21 protein-coding genes are annotated in these 22,020 nt (G+C 44.5%); 10 read left to right on the plus strand and 11 right to left on the minus strand.

The window, feature by feature from the left end:
- Nucleotides 1-106: 106 nt before the first annotated feature.
- On the plus strand, nt 107-487 hold the full coding sequence (locus HF888_RS07310) for a hypothetical protein (RefSeq protein WP_007017669.1): 381 nt from the start codon (nt 107-109) through the stop codon (nt 485-487).
- Here HF888_RS07310 and HF888_RS07315 read toward each other — a convergent pair.
- From HF888_RS07315 to HF888_RS07325, 3 genes are read right to left on the minus strand one after another with little or no spacing between them, the layout of a single operon-like run.
- Entirely contained in the window at nt 457-1,053 is a 597-nt protein-coding gene (locus HF888_RS07315; protein WP_007017670.1) for a YigZ family protein, read from the minus strand. The two genes, HF888_RS07310 and HF888_RS07315, sit on opposite strands and share 31 nt — an antisense overlap.
- Complete coding sequence (locus tag HF888_RS07320; protein ID WP_007017671.1) at nt 1,046-2,146, minus strand: class I SAM-dependent methyltransferase; 1,101 nt, start codon at nt 2,144-2,146, stop codon at nt 1,046-1,048. Before HF888_RS07320 ends, HF888_RS07315 begins: the two co-directional genes overlap by 8 nt.
- A gap of 60 nt (nt 2,147-2,206) precedes the next feature.
- Complete coding sequence (locus tag HF888_RS07325) at nt 2,207-2,548, minus strand: hypothetical protein (RefSeq protein ID WP_007017672.1); 342 nt, start codon at nt 2,546-2,548, stop codon at nt 2,207-2,209.
- Between the two features lie 676 nt (nt 2,549-3,224).
- On the opposite strand from HF888_RS07325, the gene HF888_RS07330 reads away from it, so the two are divergent.
- The 5 genes from HF888_RS07330 (at nt 3,225) to sthA (ending at nt 7,872) form a co-directional block, all read left to right on the plus strand.
- Nucleotides 3,225-4,220: an AEC family transporter gene (locus HF888_RS07330; protein WP_007017673.1), complete on the plus strand. Its 996-nt coding sequence runs from the start codon at nt 3,225-3,227 to the stop codon at nt 4,218-4,220.
- Nucleotides 4,221-4,251: 31 nt separating this feature from the next.
- Nucleotides 4,252-5,166, plus strand: a complete 915-nt coding sequence (locus tag HF888_RS07335) for a DUF4062 domain-containing protein (protein ID WP_007017674.1) — start codon at nt 4,252-4,254, stop codon at nt 5,164-5,166.
- A gap of 114 nt (nt 5,167-5,280) precedes the next feature.
- Nucleotides 5,281-6,204, plus strand: a complete 924-nt coding sequence (locus HF888_RS07340; protein ID WP_165837032.1) for an FAD:protein FMN transferase — start codon at nt 5,281-5,283, stop codon at nt 6,202-6,204.
- A gap of 24 nt (nt 6,205-6,228) precedes the next feature.
- Nucleotides 6,229-6,468, plus strand: a complete 240-nt coding sequence (gene nqrM, locus HF888_RS07345) for a (Na+)-NQR maturation NqrM (protein WP_007017676.1) — start codon at nt 6,229-6,231, stop codon at nt 6,466-6,468.
- A gap of 9 nt (nt 6,469-6,477) precedes the next feature.
- Nucleotides 6,478-7,872, plus strand: coding sequence for a Si-specific NAD(P)(+) transhydrogenase (gene sthA / locus HF888_RS07350; RefSeq protein WP_007017677.1), 1,395 nt, complete (start codon nt 6,478-6,480; stop codon nt 7,870-7,872).
- 104 nt (nt 7,873-7,976) lie between these two features.
- Here the strand turns inward: sthA and HF888_RS07355 are convergent, their stop codons facing one another.
- The 6 genes from HF888_RS07355 to HF888_RS07380 form a co-directional block, all read right to left on the minus strand.
- A complete protein-coding gene (locus HF888_RS07355) occupies nt 7,977-8,561 on the minus strand; it encodes a hypothetical protein (RefSeq protein WP_007017678.1) in 585 nt (194 codons plus the stop codon).
- An 83-nt stretch (nt 8,562-8,644) separates the two neighbouring features.
- Nucleotides 8,645-9,103 carry a DUF1499 domain-containing protein gene (locus tag HF888_RS07360; protein ID WP_243469379.1) on the minus strand — a complete coding sequence of 153 codons (459 nt, stop codon included), beginning with the start codon at nt 9,101-9,103 and terminating at the stop codon, nt 8,645-8,647.
- Nucleotides 9,072-9,797 (minus strand): SIR2 family NAD-dependent protein deacylase, encoded by a 726-nt coding sequence (locus tag HF888_RS07365; RefSeq protein ID WP_007017680.1) that lies wholly within the window; start codon nt 9,795-9,797, stop codon nt 9,072-9,074. The genes HF888_RS07360 and HF888_RS07365 overlap by 32 nt, the downstream gene beginning before the upstream one ends.
- Nucleotides 9,794-10,552 (minus strand): glycerophosphodiester phosphodiesterase, encoded by a 759-nt coding sequence (locus tag HF888_RS07370; protein ID WP_007017681.1) that lies wholly within the window; start codon nt 10,550-10,552, stop codon nt 9,794-9,796. The genes HF888_RS07365 and HF888_RS07370 overlap by 4 nt, the downstream gene beginning before the upstream one ends.
- A 10-nt stretch (nt 10,553-10,562) precedes the next feature.
- The gene (locus HF888_RS07375; RefSeq protein WP_007017682.1) at nt 10,563-11,435 is read right to left on the minus strand and encodes a hypothetical protein; all 873 of its coding nucleotides are present in this window, start codon (nt 11,433-11,435) and stop codon (nt 10,563-10,565) included.
- Nucleotides 11,436-11,573: 138 nt separating this feature from the next.
- Nucleotides 11,574-11,846 (minus strand): hypothetical protein, encoded by a 273-nt coding sequence (locus tag HF888_RS07380; RefSeq protein WP_007017683.1) that lies wholly within the window; start codon nt 11,844-11,846, stop codon nt 11,574-11,576.
- 111 nt (nt 11,847-11,957) lie between these two features.
- On the opposite strand from HF888_RS07380, the gene yaaA reads away from it, so the two are divergent.
- From yaaA to HF888_RS07395, 3 genes are all read left to right on the plus strand, one after another.
- A complete protein-coding gene (yaaA, locus tag HF888_RS07385; RefSeq protein ID WP_007017684.1) occupies nt 11,958-12,731 on the plus strand; it encodes a peroxide stress protein YaaA in 774 nt (257 codons plus the stop codon).
- A gap of 67 nt (nt 12,732-12,798) precedes the next feature.
- The gene (locus HF888_RS07390; RefSeq protein WP_007017685.1) at nt 12,799-13,377 is read left to right on the plus strand and encodes a YajG family lipoprotein; all 579 of its coding nucleotides are present in this window, start codon (nt 12,799-12,801) and stop codon (nt 13,375-13,377) included.
- Nucleotides 13,378-13,384: 7 nt separating this feature from the next.
- Nucleotides 13,385-14,107, plus strand: a complete 723-nt coding sequence (locus HF888_RS07395) for a DUF599 domain-containing protein (protein WP_007017686.1) — start codon at nt 13,385-13,387, stop codon at nt 14,105-14,107.
- Nucleotides 14,108-14,267: 160 nt separating this feature from the next.
- Here the strand turns inward: HF888_RS07395 and HF888_RS07400 are convergent, their stop codons facing one another.
- Nucleotides 14,268-16,310: a carboxy terminal-processing peptidase gene (locus HF888_RS07400; RefSeq protein WP_007017687.1), complete on the minus strand. Its 2,043-nt coding sequence runs from the start codon at nt 16,308-16,310 to the stop codon at nt 14,268-14,270.
- A gap of 149 nt (nt 16,311-16,459) precedes the next feature.
- Between HF888_RS07400 and HF888_RS07405 the strand changes: the two genes are divergently transcribed.
- The gene (locus tag HF888_RS07405; RefSeq protein WP_007017688.1) at nt 16,460-16,867 is read left to right on the plus strand and encodes an acyl-CoA thioesterase; all 408 of its coding nucleotides are present in this window, start codon (nt 16,460-16,462) and stop codon (nt 16,865-16,867) included.
- Between the two features lie 61 nt (nt 16,868-16,928).
- Here HF888_RS07405 and HF888_RS07410 read toward each other — a convergent pair whose 3' ends face one another.
- Entirely contained in the window at nt 16,929-21,794 is a 4,866-nt protein-coding gene (locus tag HF888_RS07410) for an ATP-binding protein (RefSeq protein WP_007017689.1), read from the minus strand.
- Between the last annotated feature and the right edge of the window lie 226 nt (nt 21,795-22,020).

The raw sequence follows: 22,020 nt of genomic DNA on the forward strand, positions 1-22,020 counted from the left end.
CAACTCTGTTACAAAATTGATAATAATTGTGATTTAGCATTGAAATCTGGCATGGATGGTTTATTACTATACATATTGATAATTTGATTAATATTTAATCTGATATATGAAAGCAGCACTGACAGCATCACCATCTGAGAGTTCTTTTAAGACAGATGTATACACAGATGATGGAATCGAGCTTAACGGTCTCGACGGAGCGTCTCTTAGCCCCCGCGGTGTAACCTTGCACTGTACGCCTAAACAGATTGATACTTTCAATTATGGTGTGGATCGTGAGCAACAAACCAAATACCGCTCGGTTATGCTTAACCTCAATTTGAATTTTGGTTCTGAGTCTGTCCAGTTAGAGACGAAGGCTGATGTTCATAGCATCTGTCGTCGCTCTCAAACCTGTTATGAAGTTAATCTCGTGTTTAAAGATATGATGCAAGACGGCTACAAGCACATCGCGCGCTACGTTGTTGAGTCTTCTTCTAACCATTGAGCTTGAAAGGGCAGTACAGGCTCAGCCAGCAAAGGCACTTCTACCTCTAATACTACCTCGTCGCTATATTGGGCATTGAGGATAATCCCGTCAGCATTTTCAATGCCTCGTCGAACATCGGCCTCTTGCGCGAAGGGCGTTTGGATACGAGCGTTGCGCATTAAAATTTTCGTTTTTAATTCGCATTGTTCCATGATGGCTTTGGCAGCATCGCCATAGGCTTTTGCGAGCCCACCGGTCCCCAGCTTTGTTCCACCAAAATAACGCACAACGACAATAGTGGTTTCACCCACATTGGCGTGTTCGAGGTGGGTGAAGATGGGCATGCCTGCGGTGCCACTGGGTTCATTGTCGTCACTAAACCCATATTGGTTACTATCGCTGGGGGCGCCAGCAATGAATCCATAGCAATGATGGCGCGCATCTGGATACTGTTCTTTTAGCGATTGAATAAACGCTTTCGCTTCTTCCACGCCTGGTGTGTGGCCTATGTAGGCGATGAAGCGGCTTTTTTTCACCTCAATCTCGGTATGAGCTGTATCGGTGGGGATACGGTAATCAGTCATGGGCATGCAATATTACAAATTTTTTGTTTTGTGCCACTTGGTTTACGTGTTTGAACATGCGCTGTAAGACGCTCTGATAAGGCAGGTGTCGATTGGCGACGATATACAGCTGTCCTTGTTCTGCAAGTGCTTGCTTGGCTTGCTTAAATAAGCGGCGAGCAATGTGATCGCTGACCGTGTTGTTTTCGTGGAAGGGCGGGTTGCAAAGAATTAAATCGAACACAGGTTCAGCATTCTCTAGGCCATCTTGCCAATGAAACGCTACATTGCTGTCCGTTTGGTTTGCTTGCCAGCTGAGTTGGCAGCTTTCGATGGCCATAGCGGACTCATCGTAAAAATGCAGTTCAGAGTCTGGCGCGAGTTCTTTAAATTTAAGCCCTAGGATGCCAGATCCTGCGCATAAATCAGCGACTTTAGGTTGTGCTTTTTGGCATTGAGACTGAATTGATTTGAAATGCTGCAGGAAGAATTCTGCGCCCAAATCCAGCTTGTCTCGTCCAAATACATTGGCATGGGTCCACAGGGTTTGGCCATGGATGTTCAATTGTTTGGGGTAGCCACTGCTTTTGACATTGGGTGTGTCGACAGCAAGTTTGAAGATGGTTGCTTTCTTCACAAACGGTAAGCGCTGAACATTGCCGAACTGTTGTAGGAAGCTTAACAAGTTTTTGGGCAGGTGCTTCATCATGCCCGCAAACCATATTTCACGGTATCCTTGGTGAATCAGCTGTTCAATTAAATAGTGATTGTAGCTCGCATTGCGTGGCAGCTTGATAGCAGCAACCTCACCGTTAGCGTTTTGCATCTGCATGGGAGAGAGTATGTGGAACTGAGCAGTAATGCCATTGCGATTTAAGTTACTGTTGAGAGCATCGCTTGCGCAAGCACTATCACTGATCCAATGATCTATATGGTCAGAAAGCACACAGCCCAGTGCACCAAAGCCATCGTTGATGATAGTGATTTTGGCTAGGTCCTGCGCTTCGTTAATGATGTATTCGTCCGCTGCATCCCAAGGGCGAAGTGGCAGCTTTGCTGGTGTGCCAGGCCGCACCAGTTTTAGTGTGCGGCCTGCAATGTTGAGTGTGTCCATGAAGCGCTTAGCGAGTTTCCTTGTAGCGGTGTAACTAAAAGGTTGGCAGTGAGAAAAGGCTTAGAACGTGTCCGTGTTTTTTGGACGCTCTAATTGATCCCAAAGGCTTTGCTCTTTTGGCTCGTCTGCTTGGCGATCGTGCTCAGTCGCAACGGGTTGCTCTACTGCAACTGCTTCTTCTTCAGCACGAGGTTTTTGCGGTTGACCACTAAATTCAGGATCGACCGTTTGTGTCTTATCCAAAAACTGCTGGAAGATTGAGCGTTGACGCGTTGGCTTGGCCTTAGAAGCCGCTTTTTTGCGTTCTTTGCGCTGCTTATTTTCTAACTTTGTACGCTCTTTTGTACCGGTTTTGATACCGGCTATGCGCTTTATTGAGCGCGCTTTCTTTTTGCGAGACATGTACGGCACCTATAGTGTTGCATGTTTGGCGATGGTGTCAGGGGAGGCCGCTCACACCGTCTCAATTTTGGCCGCGCATTCTATCACAAATGAATGCGTTTGAAATTGGTTGTTTTGTAGACAATTGACTTAAGGGCACCTCTAATAAGTCAATTTGACTCTGCAAGACGCCTGTTGTGCTTTCATTCAAGGAAGGCTTCGCCGCGTAATGACGAGTCCTTTCCCAGAAGCCTGACACCGAAGAAAAGTGCTACAGGCCTTGCCCTTCGGGGCCTTGCTTGTGTTCCAATCTCTGTGTTGTGGCATTTCGATTTAACCCGTTAGACCTTCAATACCACGCCGTGATCTTGAAACACGATCAAGGCCAGAGGTTTAAAGTGACTTGTTAGAGGTGCCCTAAGGGCACCTCCAATAAGTCAATTTGACTCTGCAAGACGCCTGTCGTGCTTTCATTCAAGGAAGGCTTCGCCGCGTAATGACGAGTCCTTTCCCAGAAGCCTGACACCGAAGGAAAGTGCTACAGGCCTTGCCCTTCGGGGCCTTGCTCGTGTTCCAATCTCTGTGTTGTGGCATATCGATTTAACCCGTTAGACCTTCAATACCACGCCTTGATCTTGAAACACGATCAAGGCCAGAGGTTTAAAGTGACTTGTTAGAGGTGCCCTTAATTTGTCTCATGTCTGATATAATCCCTGAAAATTCCACAGTATATTGGTTAAAATTGGATTATTTCTCTGCATTAAGCGCGACCCTAGCGGTGACGGCGCCTGTTTTCATTATTATCTTCTTTGGACTGTTTCTAAAGCTTAAAGGTCAGCTCAACTCTGATTTTGTCACCATGGCTTCGCGTTTGGTGTTTAACTGGTGTTTACCGTTTTTGATTTTTGTCGCCATGCTTGATAACCCAATTAATGTGGATGAGCAGTGGCATTTTATCCTGACGTGTATGCTATTGGCTCTGATTTCCTTTGTCGTGATCTGGTGGGCATCGATGCTTTGGGTTGAGGCCAAGGACCGAGGCGTGGCGGTACAAGGCGCGTTTCGCAGTAATTTAGGTATCATTGGTTTGGCGTTATGTGAGAATGCTTTCGGTCAAGCGGGGCTAGCATTGGGCGCTGTAATGTTGGCAGTGGTCACGCCAGTGTTTAATGTACTGAGTATTTGGGGGTTAAATCAGTCCCTAAAGAAAGAGAGCCATGGAGTGTTTGGCAAAGCGTTGCTTGATACTGTTAAGAACCCGCTGATTATCGCTATATTGCTGGGTTTTATTGCCAACTGGGCCAATGTAACTCTACCCGTGATCGCTTATGATGCGCTTTCATATTTGGCGGATATGACTTTACCATTAGCGCTGCTAGTGATTGGTGCGTCTATGAGTTTGTCGGAGTTTCGGCAAACCAGTGGTTTAAGCCTCTCGATTGTCTTCGTAAAATTGGTTTTTGTTCCAGTATTCGCCATAATGGCAGCCTACTTTATGGGGTACCATAGTGTCGAATTGGGATGCATAGCGGTGATGTTCGCGAGCCCAACGGCGACAGCCAGTTTTGTCATGGTACGCAGTATTGGCGGAAATCACGTATTAGCTTCTAATATTATAGTTATTAGTACACTTTTTGCGCTGCTTTCAGTGAGTTTATGGTTATACGGGCTGCATCTTTTAGCCCTAATTTAAGTAGCCTTGATTTAAAATGGATTTATAAATTATGCCTTCGCAACGGCCAGTGGTTTACATCAGTGCAGATCCGGAGAATACCGGGGATGCAATCTACACGCTGAATCGCGTGATTCTTCAGTTAGGCGCTTGGCCAGTGCAAACCTATTTTTCTAAGAAAAGTGGCGATTACGACTGGACACTGGTACGCAAGGCAATTGACGAATGTGATGTTTATATTCTTTTGGTCGGCGACGGCTATGGCACACAAAGCGAGAGCGGTGAAAGCTACATTCATCGCGAAGCGGTTTACGCCAAGAGCAAGCAAAAGACCATTGTTGCATTGCTAAAGAATACAGAACTGAAGCATCTTAGCCAGCAGGGAATCGAGCGTTTACGTTCTCTTCATCGCTTGATGATGTCCGGTGTATTTAAATACTGGAACGGTCAGGAAGAATTATTGTTGGTCGCGCGACAAGTCTTGCGAGAGCATCTAAAGCCACAGATCAAAGTGGCTGTGACAGACGAGGCTACGATTCCGCAAGTGAAAGAGGCGATAGTTGATACTTTGATGGATATGCAGAGTTATCCTATTCGCTTTTCCGCGAAGGTTTTTGCACATGGCAATTGCCATGAAATAGCTAAACAAATCAGCCTTACATGGGAAAGTACCTATGTAAACCTTGCAAGTGTGATGACGGCTCCGGTAACAGAAGAGCGTATGCGCAGCATTCTCGAGGACTTTGTTGCTGAATACTATCGAGATGATTTTATGGTTGCTGTGCCCGATGCCCATGCACTTGCTGACGTGCGTTGTAATGACATTGAGTTTCAGCGTTTGAAAGCGTTCTTAAAAGGCGCTGGCGTCATAGAAAATGTCGCAAGTGAACAGAGTGGTTTACGTAATTATTGGCAGCTCACTCAAGCGGGTGAGAGTAAACTACATAAAATGTTACTACCAAGATAGAAACGAGGACAGATGTTCCCCTTAAAAGCATACCTTACAGCTGTTGTCGCTGTTCTTTTTTTAGCCGCCTGTTCTGAAACACCGAACTCACCGAGCGTCATTCAGGGAAATACCATGGGTACGACCTACAGTGTGCGCTATTACGATGATATTGGCGTTTCCAGTGATGAATTAAAACAAGAAGTTGATATCTTGTTGGTTGAAGTGAATCGCCAAATGTCTACCTACCAAGGTCGAAGTGAAATCAGCCAGTTTAATCAGCAAAATGCGCCCTATGAACAAAAGATCAGTGCCGAATTTGCTGATGTTGTGTTTTTGTCTCAGCAGCTTTATGAAATGACGGGCGGGTATTTTGATGTCACAGTGGGGCCATTGGTCAACTTATGGGGATTTGGGCCTGATGGTCGCCCGGTAAATCCGCCTTCTGAACAAGAAGTCCAAGCAGCCCTTGAAAAAACGGGGATGGATGCCATCAAACTAGACAAGCTAACATTGTCTCTATCCAAGTCGGCACACAGGTATGTGGATCTAAGTGCTATTGCCAAGGGTTTCGGTGTCGATCTTGTCGCGCAGTTGCTTGAGGCGAAAGGTGCACACAATTACTTGGTGGAAATAGGTGGAGAGATCCGTGTCTCAGGCATGAAGCCTAGTCAGCAAGAGTGGAAGCTTGCGGTGGAAACACCGGAAACCGACGCTGCCCTTGGTGCGCGCAGTGTACAAAAAATTCTCAATTTAACCGATGCTGGTATGGCCACCAGCGGTGATTATCGCAACTTTTTTGAAGTGGATGGAACGCGCTATAGCCATACAATCGATCCGTTTACCGGCATGCCAAGTGCTCATAGCCTTGGATCTGTTACCGTAATAGCCGATACTTGTGCCCGTGCGGATGCCATTGCCACTGCTATGCTTGTAATGGGGACTGAAAAAGCACTGGCATTGGCGAAAGAACATAATATTGCGGCCTATTTTATAGTTCGCACAGATAATGGCTTCCAAGAGCAATACTCTGAAGCCTGGAAAACACGATTTAACTAATAATCTTTTATTTGAGGTGCCATTATGGAAATGATGTTGGTGGTCTTTGCGTTTATGCTAGTGATAATGGCTATGATGGCCATAGGCGTCATTGTGGCCAAAAAGCCCATTACAGGTTCTTGCGGTGGTATGAGTGCGATCGGCATGGAGACCGCATGTGATGTTTGTGGTGGCGATAAAACGAAATGCGATACCGAGATTAAAAAGGCCAAACAAAGCGATCCATCTGACTTGGCTTATGATGCAACCGGAAACAATAAATAAGGAAGCTATATGGCAGATTACCATTATGACGTAATCGTATTGGGAACAGGGCCTTCGGGTGAAGGTGCTGCCATGAACGCCGCTAAGAAAGGCAAAAAGGTGGCTGTGGTAGAAGAAGCTCCATTGGTGGGTGGTAACTGTACTCATTGGGGCACCATCCCTTCAAAAGCATTACGCCATTCGGTTAAGCAGATTATTTCCTACAACACGAACCCAATGTTCCGTGATATCGGTGAACCGCGCTGGTTCAGTTTTCCTCGTGTGCTGAAAACCGCTGAGCGTGTTATCGCGAAGCAGGTGAAACTACGTACCGAATTTTACAGTCGCAACCGCGTGCATTTGTATCACGGTCATGGCCAATTTGTAGACAGTCATTGTATTGAGATTTTTGACGGACCCGCGTCTGGCACCCGCTTACACGCTGAGCAGGTGGTGATAGCCACAGGTTCTAGTCCGTTTCGCCCGCCAACGGTAGATTTCAATCACGAGCGAATCTATGACTCGGATACGATTCTCAAATTAGAACATACTCCACGCACCATGGTGATTTATGGCGCGGGTGTTATTGGCTCTGAATACGCGTCAATCTTTAGCGGTTTGGGTGTAAAGGTGGATTTGATTAATCCAGGTGAGCGTCTATTACCGTTCTTAGATGACGAGATAAGTGATGCGTTAAGTTACCACTTGCGCAACAACGGTGTGCTGATTCGACACAATGAATTGTTCGATCGTGTGGAAGCAGACGAGCACAGCGTTAAAGTGTATTTCCAGTCAGGTAAAGTCATCAAAGCCGATGCGATGTTTTGGGCTGCTGGTCGTTCAGGTAATACGCAGAACCTTGGCCTGGAGCATGTTGGCCTGACACCAAATGGCCGGGGTCAGTTAGAAGTTGATGACCATTACAAAACTCAAGCAGACCATGTTTACGCAGTGGGTGATGTTGTGGGTTGGCCAAGTCTGGCCAGTGCTGCTTATGACCAAGGTCGAAGTGTTGCAGCATACATGGCTGGCGATGATGATTTTTGGTTTGTTGAGGATGTGCCTACTGGTATTTATACCATTCCGGAAATCAGCTCTGTTGGTAAAACCGAACGTGAGCTGACCAACGAAAAGGTGCCGTATGAAGTAGGTCAGGCGTTCTTTAAGAGTATTGCCCGAGCACAAATTACTGGCGAAAACGTGGGTATGCTTAAATTATTATTCCACAGAGAGACGTTTGAGATCTTGGGTATCCATTGCTTTGGTGACCAAGCGTCCGAGATCATTCACATCGGTCAAGCTATCATGAAGCAAAAAAATGGCGGAAATACGGTTAAGTATTTTGTGGGTAATACCTTTAATTATCCGACTATGGCAGAAGCGTATCGTATCGCTGCTTTGAATGGTTTGAACCGTGTTTGTTAAATTGAACTAAAAAACACCACAGCGAAACCATAAAAAAACGGCTTTCAAAGCCGTTTTTTTATGGTGTGAATAGAGCCTTACTAGACTTTCTATTAAGCTCTCTATTACGCTTTCTTTTCTACAATGCTTACGTTGTTTGCGGGGATGTCTTTGTTGATATACACCATGCCAAGCTTATCTTGATACTCCATGCGGTCCGCTTTAATCGGGTCGATTTGCGGAGCGTCGAATTTCAATTCTGTGTATAGATCATTAACAAAATCCATGTACGCGTCATTACCCGTGAGAATGAACGCCGCTGCGCCAACATCAGGTTTAACTTCGCTACGAAGTTCTTCAGGCATATCAATCTGAACAACCACGGGGGTTTCTTGACCTTCATTCTTTTCCGCTAGCTGGATATTACGAGAACGTGTTTTGTGTTCTGCCCAGTAATATGCGAGGGATTTGCTTTGAGTGATGAAAACAGGTTGCTTGTTTTCTTTGTAGCTATTGCCGATGGTCGCCATGGTTTGTTTTATGGCGCTGTTAAGCTCTTTATCGCCTGAACGGATAAGACCGTTTTGCTTGATGCTTTCAACAAGGCCAGAGGCTGTACCGTGATACCAAGTGTTGCCGGTTGCAAACCCCGATTCAGAAAGTAGCTGATCGTGATCTCGATATAATGCAGGAATATCTTGCTGGCTCATGGGCGCTCCGCTGCGATGTTTTCAAAAAGGGTGGCGGATTATAGCAGGGGGCGACCACGCAAAAAAGTGCGATGCGCTGGACTTCATTGATCCAACTGCTGGCGGATGCCTTCGATGCGCTCGCGGTTCACACCTAAATCGCTGTAACCTAAGCGGGAGGCGCTACGCACGTGGATGATGTCATCTTGTTGCTTAAATTCAACATCATCCACAAATCCCATGAAGTCGGATTCGAACTCCGCGTGGATGTAGATAGGGGTTTGCTGGGTAATTGTGGCGTTATCTGTATTTACCAGAAGCTCACGAAGCCGGGTCCAAGTATTGTTGGTTTTTTGTAGTGGGGCAATGTAGGCATCCGTAGATGGCTCAGCAAAGCTCGACACACAGTTTGGTGTACTTGGGCACGGGGCGAACTGGCCGCCGTTTAAGCCTAGATTATTGGGTTTGCTTCCGGCGCATCCCGCCGTGAGTAGAAATAGGGTTGCGACCGCTAGTGTGAGAGTATTGGCTTTAATCATGATGTTGTATGTAATCCGTTGCACGCATTTTATGATACTTGACCTTAGCATACGGTAAAATTACTGGATCGGGATCAACTACCTCTACTGGGATTTCGTTCCGCATAGCGATGTCCATGGCCATATTGGTAATGTTGACACTAAATGAGGTGCCCATGAATACCATTTTGTCGGCTTGCTCCATACGGGACAACGCCTCATCAATGCGATACAGGTCGGTATAGTATTCATCAAATAACAAAACGAAGGGCTTATAGCTTTCGTTCAGTGTTGGCGTATTTTTAATATTAAATAGGTGCATCAAAGACTGGTTTAGTCTTTGGTCATCAACTTGATCCCAAGGCGCATCGATTACTTCAACGGGTTCGCCCTGTGTATGGTAAAGCGTCATTTTGTCGATGCGTCCGTGAATAGCAATGTAGTTTTTATTCCCTGCTTTGCCATCTAAACCATCAATATTTTGTGTGATTAGGTTCTTATCGGCTAGCCATCGGTGTACATCATTTTCCGCATGATGGCGATAGGTGATGAAGCGATTGTAATACCAAGCAAGAAATTGCTCTGGCTGCTGCTGATACATATGGCGGGTTGCCATTTCCATCGGAGTATAATTTCTACTGCCAATCGTCCAGAACCCGTCTTCTCCACGAAATGTCGGTATGCCGCTTTCAGCGCTAATACCCGCGCCGGTAATGAATAGTGTGTTTTCTTTGTTCATTGCGTTTTTTGTAATGCGCTAACGGATTGTGGTGCTTGGGGTGCGTTAGGGTCATGAGATAAGTGGCCTATGACCTCTCTAGCTGCTTGCGGATAATCACTAATTATACTGTCCGCTTGAACTCGAAATAGGCGCGCCATGTCATCCGCATCGTTTACTGTCCAAACGCTCACATGTAGCCCCTTCTTTTGCGCACGCTTTACATAGCTCTTACGGGCCAGCGATTTGTTCAAAACGAGCATGCTGCATTTTAGTTGTTTGGCCACATGCAAACCGTGGGGTAAAGGCCATTCCTGCACGTAACCACGAGGAATGGTAGAACGCGCATTTTTAAAGGCTCTTAAAATTCCAACATGTTTGCTGGTAATCGTCACTTTGTCAGCAAGATTATGTTTATCAATTAATGCAAGCATCGGCGCGACGAAATTAAGGTTGGTGCGATCAGTTTTAATTTCGAACTGCCAATGTTTGACATACGGACAAGCCAAAACCACTTGTTCCAGCGTTGGTATGCCTTGGTTGGTCCCTTTAAGGTGAGTATTAGAGAGGATTTGTTGGGTTGATTTACTCACTCTAAGCTTGCTGTTTGCCAAGCGCTTTAATTGCTCGTCATGAACCACTACTAAGTGATTATCCGAGCTAAGGCGAACATCCAGTTCGAAGTATTCAATGCCTTGTGATGCTGCTAATTGGAAGCCCTGTAGGCTATTTTCCATGGCGACACCTTTTGCACCGCGGTGACCGTATATCAACATTGTGTGAATCCTATTGGGTCTCTTCTTTGGAGGTTAGTACGTATCTGTGTACGCGTATACTTGGAAGAAAGGCTTGTTCTTCAATTTTAAAATCACTGCGACGTGCACGTTGGCGTTCCGCTGGGGGTTCCATGTCGGGAATATTGTGCGGCGGAAGACCTGTATTTCCATGAATTAACAAAGGTAAGGACACGTTCATTGCCTGACGAAGCGGTGCTGTTTCATAAAATATATTGGCACGCATGACGGGTGCCAATGTTTGTACTTTGGCCAAGGGAGTAGTACTGGGCAAGCGGCCAAGTTGATTTAGCTGGGTTTGTATATGACGGCTACCTGTATCCATCTTACTCAGAGCATCATACGCTTGTTGTACGGTAATTTTTTGAATGCTTCGACCTGATTGGTACCAATTGAAACCAATACGTGTGATAGATCGGTCTATAACTGGCAGGGTGCGCCAAGTTTGTTTGAGATGTAAACGGGTCAGGCCAGAGTAGTGGAGTTGTTCACGCAGTAGCGGATGACGTTGTCCTAGGTCTTTGCGTACATCCGTCCACGCTTGTCTCTGGCTGCGCTTCAATTGATCAATGGCTTTTTTAAAATCGAGCTTCAGGTTGTTGATCTGTGTGACCAGCGCTAGCTGCTCATCGTCAATTGTGATCATCCCAAAGCAGCTGCGGGTTTCGCGGCCATCTTGACCATCTAGATACCAGAAATCTTGAAAAAAATGTTTAGCTTTATCAAGAGGGTGCCAGCCTAACGACTTTTCGGTTTCATTTAGTGGCAACCAGCATGGATTACGCTGTTCACTAAGTGACTGACAAAAATGATGACTGGTGTCGACCAGTTCGTCGAACAAGGCAACGAGATCGCTGACGGACATTTCAATTTATACCGTTATCTATATTAGCTTGTAGCATAACGCTATTTGTTATCAGTTCAAAGGGAAATGTCTGGGTCATAAGTTGGAGTTTGCTCATGCGAGCAATATTTACAGAGCGTTGTGACAATGATGTGACAGCTACAGAAGACCTTCAATGCCCAGTTTAACCATATTCAGGCTTAGTAAGGTGAGTACGCATTTAAAAACAAATGTGAGAGGGCCCAGAGGAAGGCGGTTTTTAGACAGCGTTCCGAGTTTTGAACCTATTATGGAAGCAACAGCCATAGCGGGTATGGAAGGCGCTAAAATTGCCATAAGGATCATTCCGCCTCCTTGGCCGATGACCCCAGCCAAGAAACTGGTTAAAAGTGCAGCAATGCTCAGGTAGATTTGGATGTCGAGTTCAAGCATGACATGAGTGTAATCACATCTATAGTTAGAATCTATGTACGAGGAGCTTTTTATTAGATTGCGGAAACTTTATGATACAAGCCTATTAATATTGCTTTGGGATGATTGATTATGTTGATGTTGGTGTCCCCAGCGAAGACGCTGGACTATGAGACAGAATTGCCTATTGATGATTACAGTGAGCCTGAGCTATTAGATGAAGCGGGTCAGTTAATCAAAGAACTAAAAGAACTGACACCTTCTGAAGTGGCTGATTTGATGGGCCTTAGCGACAAATTGGCGCATTTAAATGTTACTCGTTTTCAGCATTGGAAGCGTCCATTCAAGCCAAGCAACGCTCGTCCTGCTATCTATGCATTTAAAGGCGATGTTTACACTGGTCTTGATGCATATTCATTTAAAAAATCTGATATGAATTTTGCGCAAAAGCATCTTCGCATTCTGTCTGGTTTGTATGGCTTGTTAAAACCACTAGACCTGATGCAACCATATCGGTTAGAGATGGGTACAAAATTCGAAAATGCAAAAGGTAAAAACCTATATGAGTTCTGGGGAAGTCAGATCACGGATTTGATTAATGCGCACCTAGGTAAATCGAAAACCATCGTTAACCTGGCCTCAAACGAATACTTTAAGTCGGTGAAAAAGAAAGATTTGAACGCGGAAATTATCACACCGAACTTTAAGGATGAGAAAAATGGCCAATACAAGGTGATTAGCTTTTATGCAAAGAAAGCGCGCGGAATGATGGCTGCTTATATCATTAAAAATCGTATCAAAGATGTTGAAGATATTAAAAACTTTGATGTTGCAGGGTATCGTTTTAGTGAGACACATTCAAAAGGTAACGAATGGGTGTTTATCCGAGACGAAGCTGATCAATAGGTCACACATTGATCGCGTTATCTTGGCTACACTAATTAATAGTTAAGATTCAATAAGAGGGAAGTTTATGAAAGTTTCAGACATGATAAAAATTGTATCTATTTTATCTTTGGTGTGGGTGCTTGCCGCATGTACTGCACCAGGTCCGCAATCTATTGATCTATCGCCTAGCTACGAGTTTGCCAAGTTAGATGGTGTCAAGATACCAATCGAATTGGTTATTGTGGATGAGCGTGAAGATACAAATATTATAGGATATCGTCGTGCTCGCAATGATGCGCCTATTAGTTTAAACGTATCCTTAGCATCTACTCTTGGTCAATCCATACAGGAAGCTATGCAGCAGCAGGGCATAGTTATGTCAAAGGGTCCAGAACCGCTAACGCAAGTGAAAGTGATCGTAAATGAGTTTCGCTATTGGTCGCCAAATGAAGATTGGGTCAGCGAAGTGAATCTTAACGCTACGGTAACGGTTGAAATCAAGCGCGGCAAAACCAGCCTAGAAAAAAAGTTTTCGGCGGAGAAAAAGCAGGAGGTCGCAACCGCGCCAAATGCTAAATACAATCAAAAGTTGGCGGATGAGCTTTTAGTGAACCTGATTGAAAGTATATTCAGCAATAACGAAATCGTTAATTTCTTAAAGTAGGATGTCAATGAGTCTAGAGTTTGTGCTCAATCATCCTATTTGGGACTATTTGGTCGTACCTTATCTTCTTGTTTTATGGATGGGGTATGGTTACTTCTCGAAATACATGGCGAAACGCACATATTGCCTTGCGTCAATATTAAGTATTCATCGTGTTTGGTGGATGCAGCGCATGTTATTACGTGAAAATCGCGTGGCTGACAGTGCGCTCCTCGCTAACCTCGAGCGCAATGTCAATTTCTTTGCTTCGACCACCATGATCATTATAGCTGCATTGTTAACCGCACTGACATCGGCTTGGCAATGGCAGTTTATGCAGCAGTATGAAGGCCCAGTATCAAATCAATACAAGGTGTTATTGTTGCTTGTGATTATGGTTTACGCATTCTTTAGTTTTACTTGGTCGCTTCGCCAATACGGTTTTGGCAGTGTGTTAATGGGGGCAGCTCCGGATCCAGAGCAAGATGAGTTTAATGCTACTCAACGCAAAGAATATGCATATTCAACAGCTAAAGTATTGGACCAAGCGGCGCATAGTTTTAATTATGGTCTGCGGGCTTATTACTACGCATTAGCGTCCATTGCTTGGTTTATTCATCCTTTGATATTTATCGGAGCAACAACTTGGGTTGTGGTGGTTTTATATCGACGTGAGTTCAAGTCAAAGCCCGTAAAAGTGATGGCAATGGATGTGGATATTTTAAAAGAAAGTACAAATTTAAAACCGTAATAAGAAGGCTATCCTGCTTCTTTAGACCTTAACTAACATGGTGGATGAGTAGTAAAACTCAAGAGAGAGGATAGTATTTGAGCGCGATAAGCAGATCTGGTTTACATAGAAATGTTAGAAATTTAAAAAGGGCTCTTTATAGAAAGAGCCCTTTTTTGTTTTAAGACGTAAGTTTTACGTAATCTAGAAGAATTTGGCCGCCTTCTTCAAGTAGGGCGTCAGCGGTAGTGTTGCCTTCCTCCTCATCTTCTTCCGTTACGTCTTCCTCATCATCACTAATGTCTTTTAATGGCTCCATGCCTTTCGCAACGCGGCGCTCGTTCTCAAGCTTTAAACGTTTTTCCTTGGTAGCTTCGCGCTCTTGGTCACGCGTTTTTAAGTTAAGCGATACTACCGTGTCATTGCGCAGTTCCTCTAAAAACTCTGTCTGTTTGTTTAAATAGATAAAGTCAGGGTTATTTGCAATGCGCTTGCTGTGCTTGGATTTAAGCTCATCAAGTAATGGGTTTATTGCGGTAAAGGTTTTGTATTTACTTGGTTTGATCTTATCCCAAGGTAAAGCCTCCTCTAGGGCGCTTTCACCAATTTTGTCGACATCATATATTTCAGGGAAGTTAATATCAGGGATAACGCCACGATGTTGCGTACTTTCACCGCTAATTCGGTAGAACTTCGCGTTGGTAACTTTCATTTGTCCGCGGAAAAGGGGGATCAGTGTTTGTACTGTTCCTTTACCAAAGGTTTGGCTACCTAATACGAGTCCACGACCATAATCTTGAATGGCGCCTGCAAAGATTTCTGAAGCGCTTGCGCTCAAACGATTTGTCAGTACAACTAGTGGGCCGTCATATAGCACATCAGGATCTTGATCGCTTAGAACGTGGGTCATGCCGCGAGTATTGCGAATCTGTACAGTGGGCCCTTGAGGAATAAATAGACCGACTAGATCGCGAACCTCTGACAATGAACCGCCGCCGTTATTGCGAAGGTCAATCACCAAGCCTTCAATACCTTCTTTCTTAAGTTCTTTAATTAGGTTGGCGGTATCACGAGTTGTGCTGCGGTAGTTAGGGTCATTCGCATTTTTAGCTTCGAAGTCTGAGTAGAATGCTGGAATGTCGATCACGCCAATATTGTGCTTTTTACCGTCTCTTTCGACTTTGATGATTTCTTTTTGAGCAGCACGATCTTCTAGTTTTACTTCGTCACGGGTGATAGAGATAATTTTATGTTTCTCTGTTTGGCCGCTGCCTGTGATAATTTCTAGGCGGACAATACTGTCTTTAGGGCCGCGAATACGATCAACCACTTCATCTAATCGCCAACCAATTACGTCTTCCATTGGGCCTTCGTCTTGAGCGACGCCAATAATTTTGTCGCTCGGCTTAAGTTCGCCCGCTTTGTCAGCAGGGCCGCCCGTCACGAGACGCTCAACTATGGTGTTTTCGTTTTCGCTACGAAGTACCGCACCGATACCTTGCAGTGATAAACTCATATTAATGTTGAAATTCTCGCTGTTGCGCGGCGACATGTATTGCGTATGTGGGTCAAATGTATGAGTAACAGCATTCATGTAGCTTTGAAATGCGTCTTCAGAGTTGATTTGTTCTATCCGGCTTAGCTGGCTTGTGTAGCGGCGCTCAAGCAAATCAATGATGTCCTTGTCTTCTTTGCCTGCGAGTTTCAAATTAAGTATGGTGTTTTTAATGCGTTTGCGCCAAAGGTCATCAAGCTCGGCCGTGGACGCCGCCCAAGGCGCATTTTCTCGGTCAAGGTCCAGAGATTCGTCTTTGTCAAAGTTAAACTGTTTCATGCCGCCTTTTAATAGATTGATGGCGTAGTTCAGGCGTTCTATCGCACGGTCTTGATAGCGATTATAGATTTCAAAACCAGGTTTTAAATCATTGGTTTTGATTGAATCATCTAGCTTTGTTTTGTATTTGAGGAACTCGTTAATATCTGCCTGAGTGAAATAGGAACGGGTATTGTCGAGAATTTTTAAATAACGATCGAAAACCTTCTGAGAAAACTCATCATTTAAATATTTTCGGGAGTAGTGATGTTGATAAAGGTGATGTACCACAGCACGGTTGGTTAAAGCATGTTCAGGCTTGGGCTCTAGGTTGGCGGCAAACAGGTTGCTTGATAAGAGGCCACTGAACAGAACGATGGCTAGTCCATGGATCTTTTTATTTTGAAACATTAAATCGGGTTTCCTTAACTCGCCGGAAAAATTTACAACCACACAAGTATTTATAGCATTATCCGCTGTGAAAAGCGGCAAATATGGCACAATCTATCTATTATTAATGCCATAATAGCCTAAGCAATCATAACTTTCATGTGGGTTACATGCGAATCAAACTGCAAATACCAAACACTAAGCTTTTGAGTACGGAAATCCAAGTTCGTTCCACGGATATGAATTATGCAAACCACTTGGGCAATGATCGTATTCTCGCTTATGCTCAAGAGCTTCGTAGCGCTTGGTTTTCGTTACTAGGATTTTCTGAGCTGGATATAGACGGCTGCAATATAGTGCTAGCTGATGCGGCTATTCAGTTTCAAGCAGAAGCTTTTGCTGGCGAGGTGCTAACTGGCGTTTTATTCCTCGGAGAGCAAAACAAGTATGGCTTTGACTTGTACTATCAATTTACAAACCAGTCTGGCGAATCTGTTGCAACAGCAAAGACAGCTGTTTTGTTTAGAGGTCCCTCTGGCTTATGCGCGCCACCAGATTCTTTTTTGAATAAGCTATAAACAGATAAAAAAAGCCCATCGACTAAATTAGTCTCTGGGCTTTAGGCTATTTAAGATCTGGCTAGTGTGTAACCGGTCGAATTACAAAAAGTAAATCACCTTGGTTAACTTGCTGACCATCACTATTTTGGATGCGTACCACTTGATAGTTTTGTTCTGTGTCATACAGTTTACTACCTTGGTTGTTAAATGAACGCAGTGTCAGTGGACTGAACATTTTCATTGCCTCCATCAAACATAGCGTCTGATTGGTGGAGATAACGTCTCCTTCTTTGATATACGAGGGTTCGCTAGGCGATGGGGCAGAGTAGTAAATAGAGCTACTAGGTGCCAATACTTTTAGTTCAGACGAGCCATCAATCTTCAGTGCATCAACAGTAAGTGCAGCACTGGCTGCACCTGCACTGGCATCAATTTCTTCAATTAACGCGGTTTGATCAATGCGCTGCAGGAATTGTGGCAAGTAGTTTGTGTCATACACCCCTTTCACAAACACGTCATCTGCGAGAATGCGCTTAAGTAGTGGGATATTTGTACTTACGCCTTCGATTACTACATCATCAAGATAAGCGAGCAGTTTCTTGATGGTATCGTTACGGTCTTTACCGTAGCAAATCAGCTGAACAACCATGCTGTCGTAGAAAGGCGTCACCTCTTTATTTTCATCAATTGCTTTGATGATTTGAATGTGGCCCGCTTCCGGTAGGTTGAATGCCGTAATCTTGCCCGCGTTCGGTACGAAAGTAACGTCATCACCGCTTTGACGCGCCTTCTCTGCGTTAATACGCAGTTCCATAGCGTAGCCTTTTTCTTTAAATGTCAGCTTTTCAATATTGCCACCGCTGGCAATGTTAAATTGCTCAGACACAATATCGACGCCAGTTACTAATTCAGTAACAGGGTGTTCTACTTGTAAACGAGTGTTCATTTCCATGAAGTAAACATCATTTGCGTCTAGGTCATAGATGAATTCCACTGTGCCCGCGCCAACATAATCAACAGCGTCTGCAAGCTTACGTGCATAATCGTAAACTTTTTTCTCGAGAGTATCGGGCAGCGTAACGGAACCCGATTCTTCAATAATTTTTTGGTTGTTGCGCTGCACAGAGCAGTCGCGCAAGCCAAGTACTTTACAGTTGCCATGGCCATCGCGAAGAACCTGTACCTCTATATGACGTAATGAGGTAACAAATTTCTCTAGATAAACATCACCGTTACCGAAAGCGCTACGTGCTTCGGTGGAAATCTGGTGGAATAGTTCGTGAATTTCGCCCGGTTCACGCACGACTTGGATGCCTTTACCGCCACCACCGTGGACCGCCTTCAATAGTACAGGGTAGCCAATTTTATCAGCTACCTTCGCGGCTTTAGCCGAGGTGGTGACGATACCGTGGCTGCCTGGCACAACCGGTACATCAACACTGATGGCGGTATTGATCGCGTTGGATTTGTTACCCATTGTTTCCATTGAGCTAACGCGGGGGCCAATAAAGTTGATGTTATTGTTTTCACAGAAAGCTGCGAATTGAGCACTTTCAGATAGGAAACCGATTCCTGGGTGTAGGCCATCTACTTTTTCTAGTTGTGCAATACGAATAACACTTTGTGCGTTCAAATAACTTTCGTCTGGTGTATTTCCGCCAATACACACTAGGCGATCCTTACTGCTCAAACGATCAGCCGCTGTGCTGTTCATATCTGGGTCTGATTGGACTAGGACAACACTGATATTGTTGTCTTGAGCTTTTTTCACGAGTTTGTCAGCTGTACAGCCGCGAGCATGAATAAGTACTTTCTTGACAGGATTGAATAGCTTTTTGTTCAATCCTTCATTTTGTTCTTGAGGTTTTGCTTTTGCTGGAGTCACATAACCTTTCAAGATGCGTTGCAGTACTTCATTGACGGTTTTGTGTGCAACTGGGATAGCAGGGTCGATCGCACGCAGGCGAGAGTCCAAATCTTCAACGAATGGATGCTTAACGAGGTCTGCCATGGCGCCTTGGTTATTCGACAAATAGTTCGACAGTGTTGACGTGGAAGGCAGGTAAGACGGCACAACAATTTGTCCAGCGAATGGCATATTTGTGCCAGAGAAATAAAATGTTTGCACCATTGGGTGTGTAACGAAACTGGCCTGAGCACCACCTGTACAGTCACCATAACCAAAGACAACCACGGGTAAATCATTATCGCGTACGAAGCGAGTTATGCGGTCGTTTACAATCGGCATGGAGAAAAGGGCAGAGGCGCCTTCTTTTGTTTGCATTCCACCTGAGGATACAAAGCAAACAATTGGATAATTGTGGCGAGCACATTCAACCAATAGCTTACAGAATTTCTCTGCACTAGCCATGTCGAAGGCGCCAGCTTGGAAATCCAAGTTGGAAATAAGAGTGCCCACTCGACGACTTTCATCGCCAATAGTAATAGTACCGAAGCCTGTCACCACGCCACATGGGGTTTGATCATTGCTTAACGCTTTTTCGATAGAGCTGCGGAAACCAGGGAAATTAACCGGATCTGCAGTAATAAGATGCTCATTGATTTCTTCAAAGTCGTGGAAGAATTGATCAATGATGGCCTGCACTGAGGTTGTCTTTTGGCGTTTGACATCGTCCAAAACGTCTTGAATCAACAAATCAAAGTAGGCGATTGTCAAGCGGTTCCAGAAGTCCTTTTTACGACCTATGCTGTAAGGATTAATTCGACCATTATATTCTTTGCCGTCTTTCGCTTGGTAGTATTCGGGTAGTAACTTTTCGAAGAAGAATGTCACGATAACAAAGAGCGTATCACTCAGCCGAGGGAAGCTGTGCTTTTTCCATTCTTCAACTTGTTTTAAGAATTCGGCTTTGCTGTTGGAGTTAATGAAATATTGGAACCAATTGGCGAACTCTTCATGGTGGTCATCTGCAATACTGAGTTTGTTGGCATGCTCCAGACCACCTTCAAGCAATTGTTTTACAGCGTTTACAGATAAGCTATGGGTTTCTTTAGCTTCTTTTGCAACCGTCACAAGATTCGCAATAACATAGTCATAGAGGCTGCCAAACATGATGAGATTTTGGCAGATGCCTATGAAGTCGGTGCGTAAATCGTCCATGAGTATCGCATCCAAGACATTGGCATCTTGATTGTTGTCTTCTAGAATTTCGTCGGTCTTAATGGATATATAAGGTGCCAGCGCGTCCTCGATAATCCGACGATTCGCTTCCATATAGCTTGCTGCTACATTGTGCACTAATTGCTGCGTTACTTCCTTCAGCTTAATTTCACCATACACACTCTCCGGAATGGGCTCTTGACTGATGATTCGATTGAATGCCTCGGTCAGGCCAGAAGTGAGATCGGCACTTGTTTCTTTTTCATTTGTATAATCTGCAAGCAATGCTTGAGTATCGTAATCAAGTGACTGATGTATAAATGTTGCTAAAGGATGCTCGCCTTTTTTAATAAATCCAATAATCGCTTGGGCATCGGTCAGGTCTTTTCGTTTAATGAGGAATCGACTTTCTTCGTAGTTAGAGAGGTAATCAATTAGCTCTTTAAAATTAACCGACGCATCTGCTTTCCAGCGATTAAATAGATATAAGCCCAAAGCAAAGCTCAGCTCTTGCTTGGCTTTGATGTAGTTATCTTCCGGTTCACCAAAAAATAGCTTGGAAATAGAGCCGCGTTCTTCATCGCGTTCTTTGAACTTCTGACAATAGTTTTTCCATAACTTGTTGAGTTCATCGTCGTAACGCAATTGATCAGGTGCTTGAAGCCATTGTTGGAAATTTTTCCGCTTCTCTTCAGCAATACGCTCGTTAAGCTTACCTTTGGGGATTTCAACTTCGGCAAGGCGACTGTAAGCACCTTTCGTTTTAGAAGAAATTCGTGAGCGCAAGGTTAGATAGCGCATATAACGATAGGTCATGCGGAAAAGATTGTGATGTTCCGTCGGACTACTCGCTAATACTAGGCTTGAAGTACGCTCTATGGCAGACAATTTGTCTGAGGGATTTAGGAAGCGCTCAACACTGCGTTTGTAGTGGTCAAATAGGTATGGATTCTCTTTCGCGAAATTAAGTACGCTCGTCTCAATTCCACTAATGCTTGATGTGATAGCCTTCAGCAGGTTCTGTACTTTGTCGATGCGGTCACTAGGTGCATAATCAATAATGCCGTCGATAGCATGCTTTTCTAGTAATTCATAAGCTGAAACACCCACGTATTTCGCGCATTCTTGCCATGACAAATTGTACTTACGAGCGATGCTGGCCAAGCCTTGCGGTTGGATGGTGTTGAAAATGCCATCACGTACACTTAGCAAAATATTTGTGGCAGCAAGCGGAATCGCGCCACCAGAGTAACCTGCACCTAATATGACACCAACTGTTGGCACATCAGTATTGGTCATTTCCGCGATGAGATGGGAGATGCTATGGGCTTGATTGTTTAAGTTAGCTTCTTCGCTGGCGTCTGCTCCTGGAGTATCGATAAACGTCACGATTGGAATGGCATGACGTGAGAATTGATGCACTGCTTTGATTGCTTGTTTATGGTGTTCCGGTAGCCAAGCGCCGTTACGTTCTGCGCGGTTTTGACAAATAAAACCCACGCGCCGATATTGCTTACCAAAAGGCAGCTCTACTTCGGCTACATAAAGTGGTCCCCATTCTTGTTCGCTAATAAACCGATGGGTTAGCTTGTGTAATAGTTGTCGAGCGTTCAAGCGAGTACTCGATTCACTTGGACTGACTACTTCTTGAATATATTCGTCGATTCCAAGGGAACGCAAATTTTCGCGAGTCTCTTCTATTTTATCTGGACTCACGAGGCCTGAGATGGAATTGGCTTTACCGTCTTGCTCTGGAAACAGGGAAAAGTCTTGGCTGAGTTTTTCAGCTATTTGGAATAATTGATCAGTATCGTATTGCGACATATCGAATAGGCACTAGTAAAAATGGTTGACGATTAGAGCTGGCTGGTGTTCGGAGCCAAATATCAATCTGTTATAACAGACATTCTAAAGAAATACAGCAACCTAAAGCCGGAATTTTCAGCATTAGAATAAAATCTGTGAAATCCTCGGGCAAATCGTCTGAAAATCGGAATAGAAGTACCTGAAAAGAAAGGATTTCGGGCTCTGTACGGCCTGTTGTATAATT

Origin of the sequence: Bermanella marisrubri, from assembly GCF_012295615.1 — a bacterium.
In the GTDB taxonomy this organism is placed as follows: Bacteria; Pseudomonadota; Gammaproteobacteria; order Pseudomonadales; family Oceanobacteraceae; genus Bermanella; species Bermanella marisrubri.

What these genes read in the sequence shown, in the direction of transcription:
- HF888_RS07310 (WP_007017669.1), top strand. Translation starts at nt 107, where the DNA reads ATGAAAGCAGCACTGACAGCATCACCATCTGAGAGTTCTTTTAAGACA.
- HF888_RS07315 (WP_007017670.1), bottom strand. Translation starts at nt 1,053, where the DNA reads ATGACTGATTACCGTATCCCCACCGATACAGCTCATACCGAGATTGAG.
- HF888_RS07320 (WP_007017671.1), bottom strand. Translation starts at nt 2,146, where the DNA reads ATGGACACACTCAACATTGCAGGCCGCACACTAAAACTGGTGCGGCCT.
- HF888_RS07325 (WP_007017672.1), bottom strand. Translation starts at nt 2,548, where the DNA reads ATGTCTCGCAAAAAGAAAGCGCGCTCAATAAAGCGCATAGCCGGTATC.
- HF888_RS07330 (WP_007017673.1), top strand. Translation starts at nt 3,225, where the DNA reads ATGTCTGATATAATCCCTGAAAATTCCACAGTATATTGGTTAAAATTG.
- HF888_RS07335 (WP_007017674.1), top strand. Translation starts at nt 4,252, where the DNA reads ATGCCTTCGCAACGGCCAGTGGTTTACATCAGTGCAGATCCGGAGAAT.
- HF888_RS07340 (WP_165837032.1), top strand. Translation starts at nt 5,281, where the DNA reads ATGGGTACGACCTACAGTGTGCGCTATTACGATGATATTGGCGTTTCC.
- nqrM (WP_007017676.1), top strand. Translation starts at nt 6,229, where the DNA reads ATGGAAATGATGTTGGTGGTCTTTGCGTTTATGCTAGTGATAATGGCT.
- sthA (WP_007017677.1), top strand. Translation starts at nt 6,478, where the DNA reads ATGGCAGATTACCATTATGACGTAATCGTATTGGGAACAGGGCCTTCG.
- HF888_RS07355 (WP_007017678.1), bottom strand. Translation starts at nt 8,561, where the DNA reads ATGAGCCAGCAAGATATTCCTGCATTATATCGAGATCACGATCAGCTA.
- HF888_RS07365 (WP_007017680.1), bottom strand. Translation starts at nt 9,797, where the DNA reads ATGAACAAAGAAAACACACTATTCATTACCGGCGCGGGTATTAGCGCT.
- HF888_RS07370 (WP_007017681.1), bottom strand. Translation starts at nt 10,552, where the DNA reads ATGTTGATATACGGTCACCGCGGTGCAAAAGGTGTCGCCATGGAAAAT.
- HF888_RS07375 (WP_007017682.1), bottom strand. Translation starts at nt 11,435, where the DNA reads ATGTCCGTCAGCGATCTCGTTGCCTTGTTCGACGAACTGGTCGACACC.
- HF888_RS07380 (WP_007017683.1), bottom strand. Translation starts at nt 11,846, where the DNA reads ATGCTTGAACTCGACATCCAAATCTACCTGAGCATTGCTGCACTTTTA.
- yaaA (WP_007017684.1), top strand. Translation starts at nt 11,958, where the DNA reads ATGTTGATGTTGGTGTCCCCAGCGAAGACGCTGGACTATGAGACAGAA.
- HF888_RS07390 (WP_007017685.1), top strand. Translation starts at nt 12,799, where the DNA reads ATGAAAGTTTCAGACATGATAAAAATTGTATCTATTTTATCTTTGGTG.
- HF888_RS07395 (WP_007017686.1), top strand. Translation starts at nt 13,385, where the DNA reads ATGAGTCTAGAGTTTGTGCTCAATCATCCTATTTGGGACTATTTGGTC.
- HF888_RS07400 (WP_007017687.1), bottom strand. Translation starts at nt 16,310, where the DNA reads ATGTTTCAAAATAAAAAGATCCATGGACTAGCCATCGTTCTGTTCAGT.
- HF888_RS07405 (WP_007017688.1), top strand. Translation starts at nt 16,460, where the DNA reads ATGCGAATCAAACTGCAAATACCAAACACTAAGCTTTTGAGTACGGAA.
- HF888_RS07410 (WP_007017689.1), bottom strand. Translation starts at nt 21,794, where the DNA reads ATGTCGCAATACGATACTGATCAATTATTCCAAATAGCTGAAAAACTC.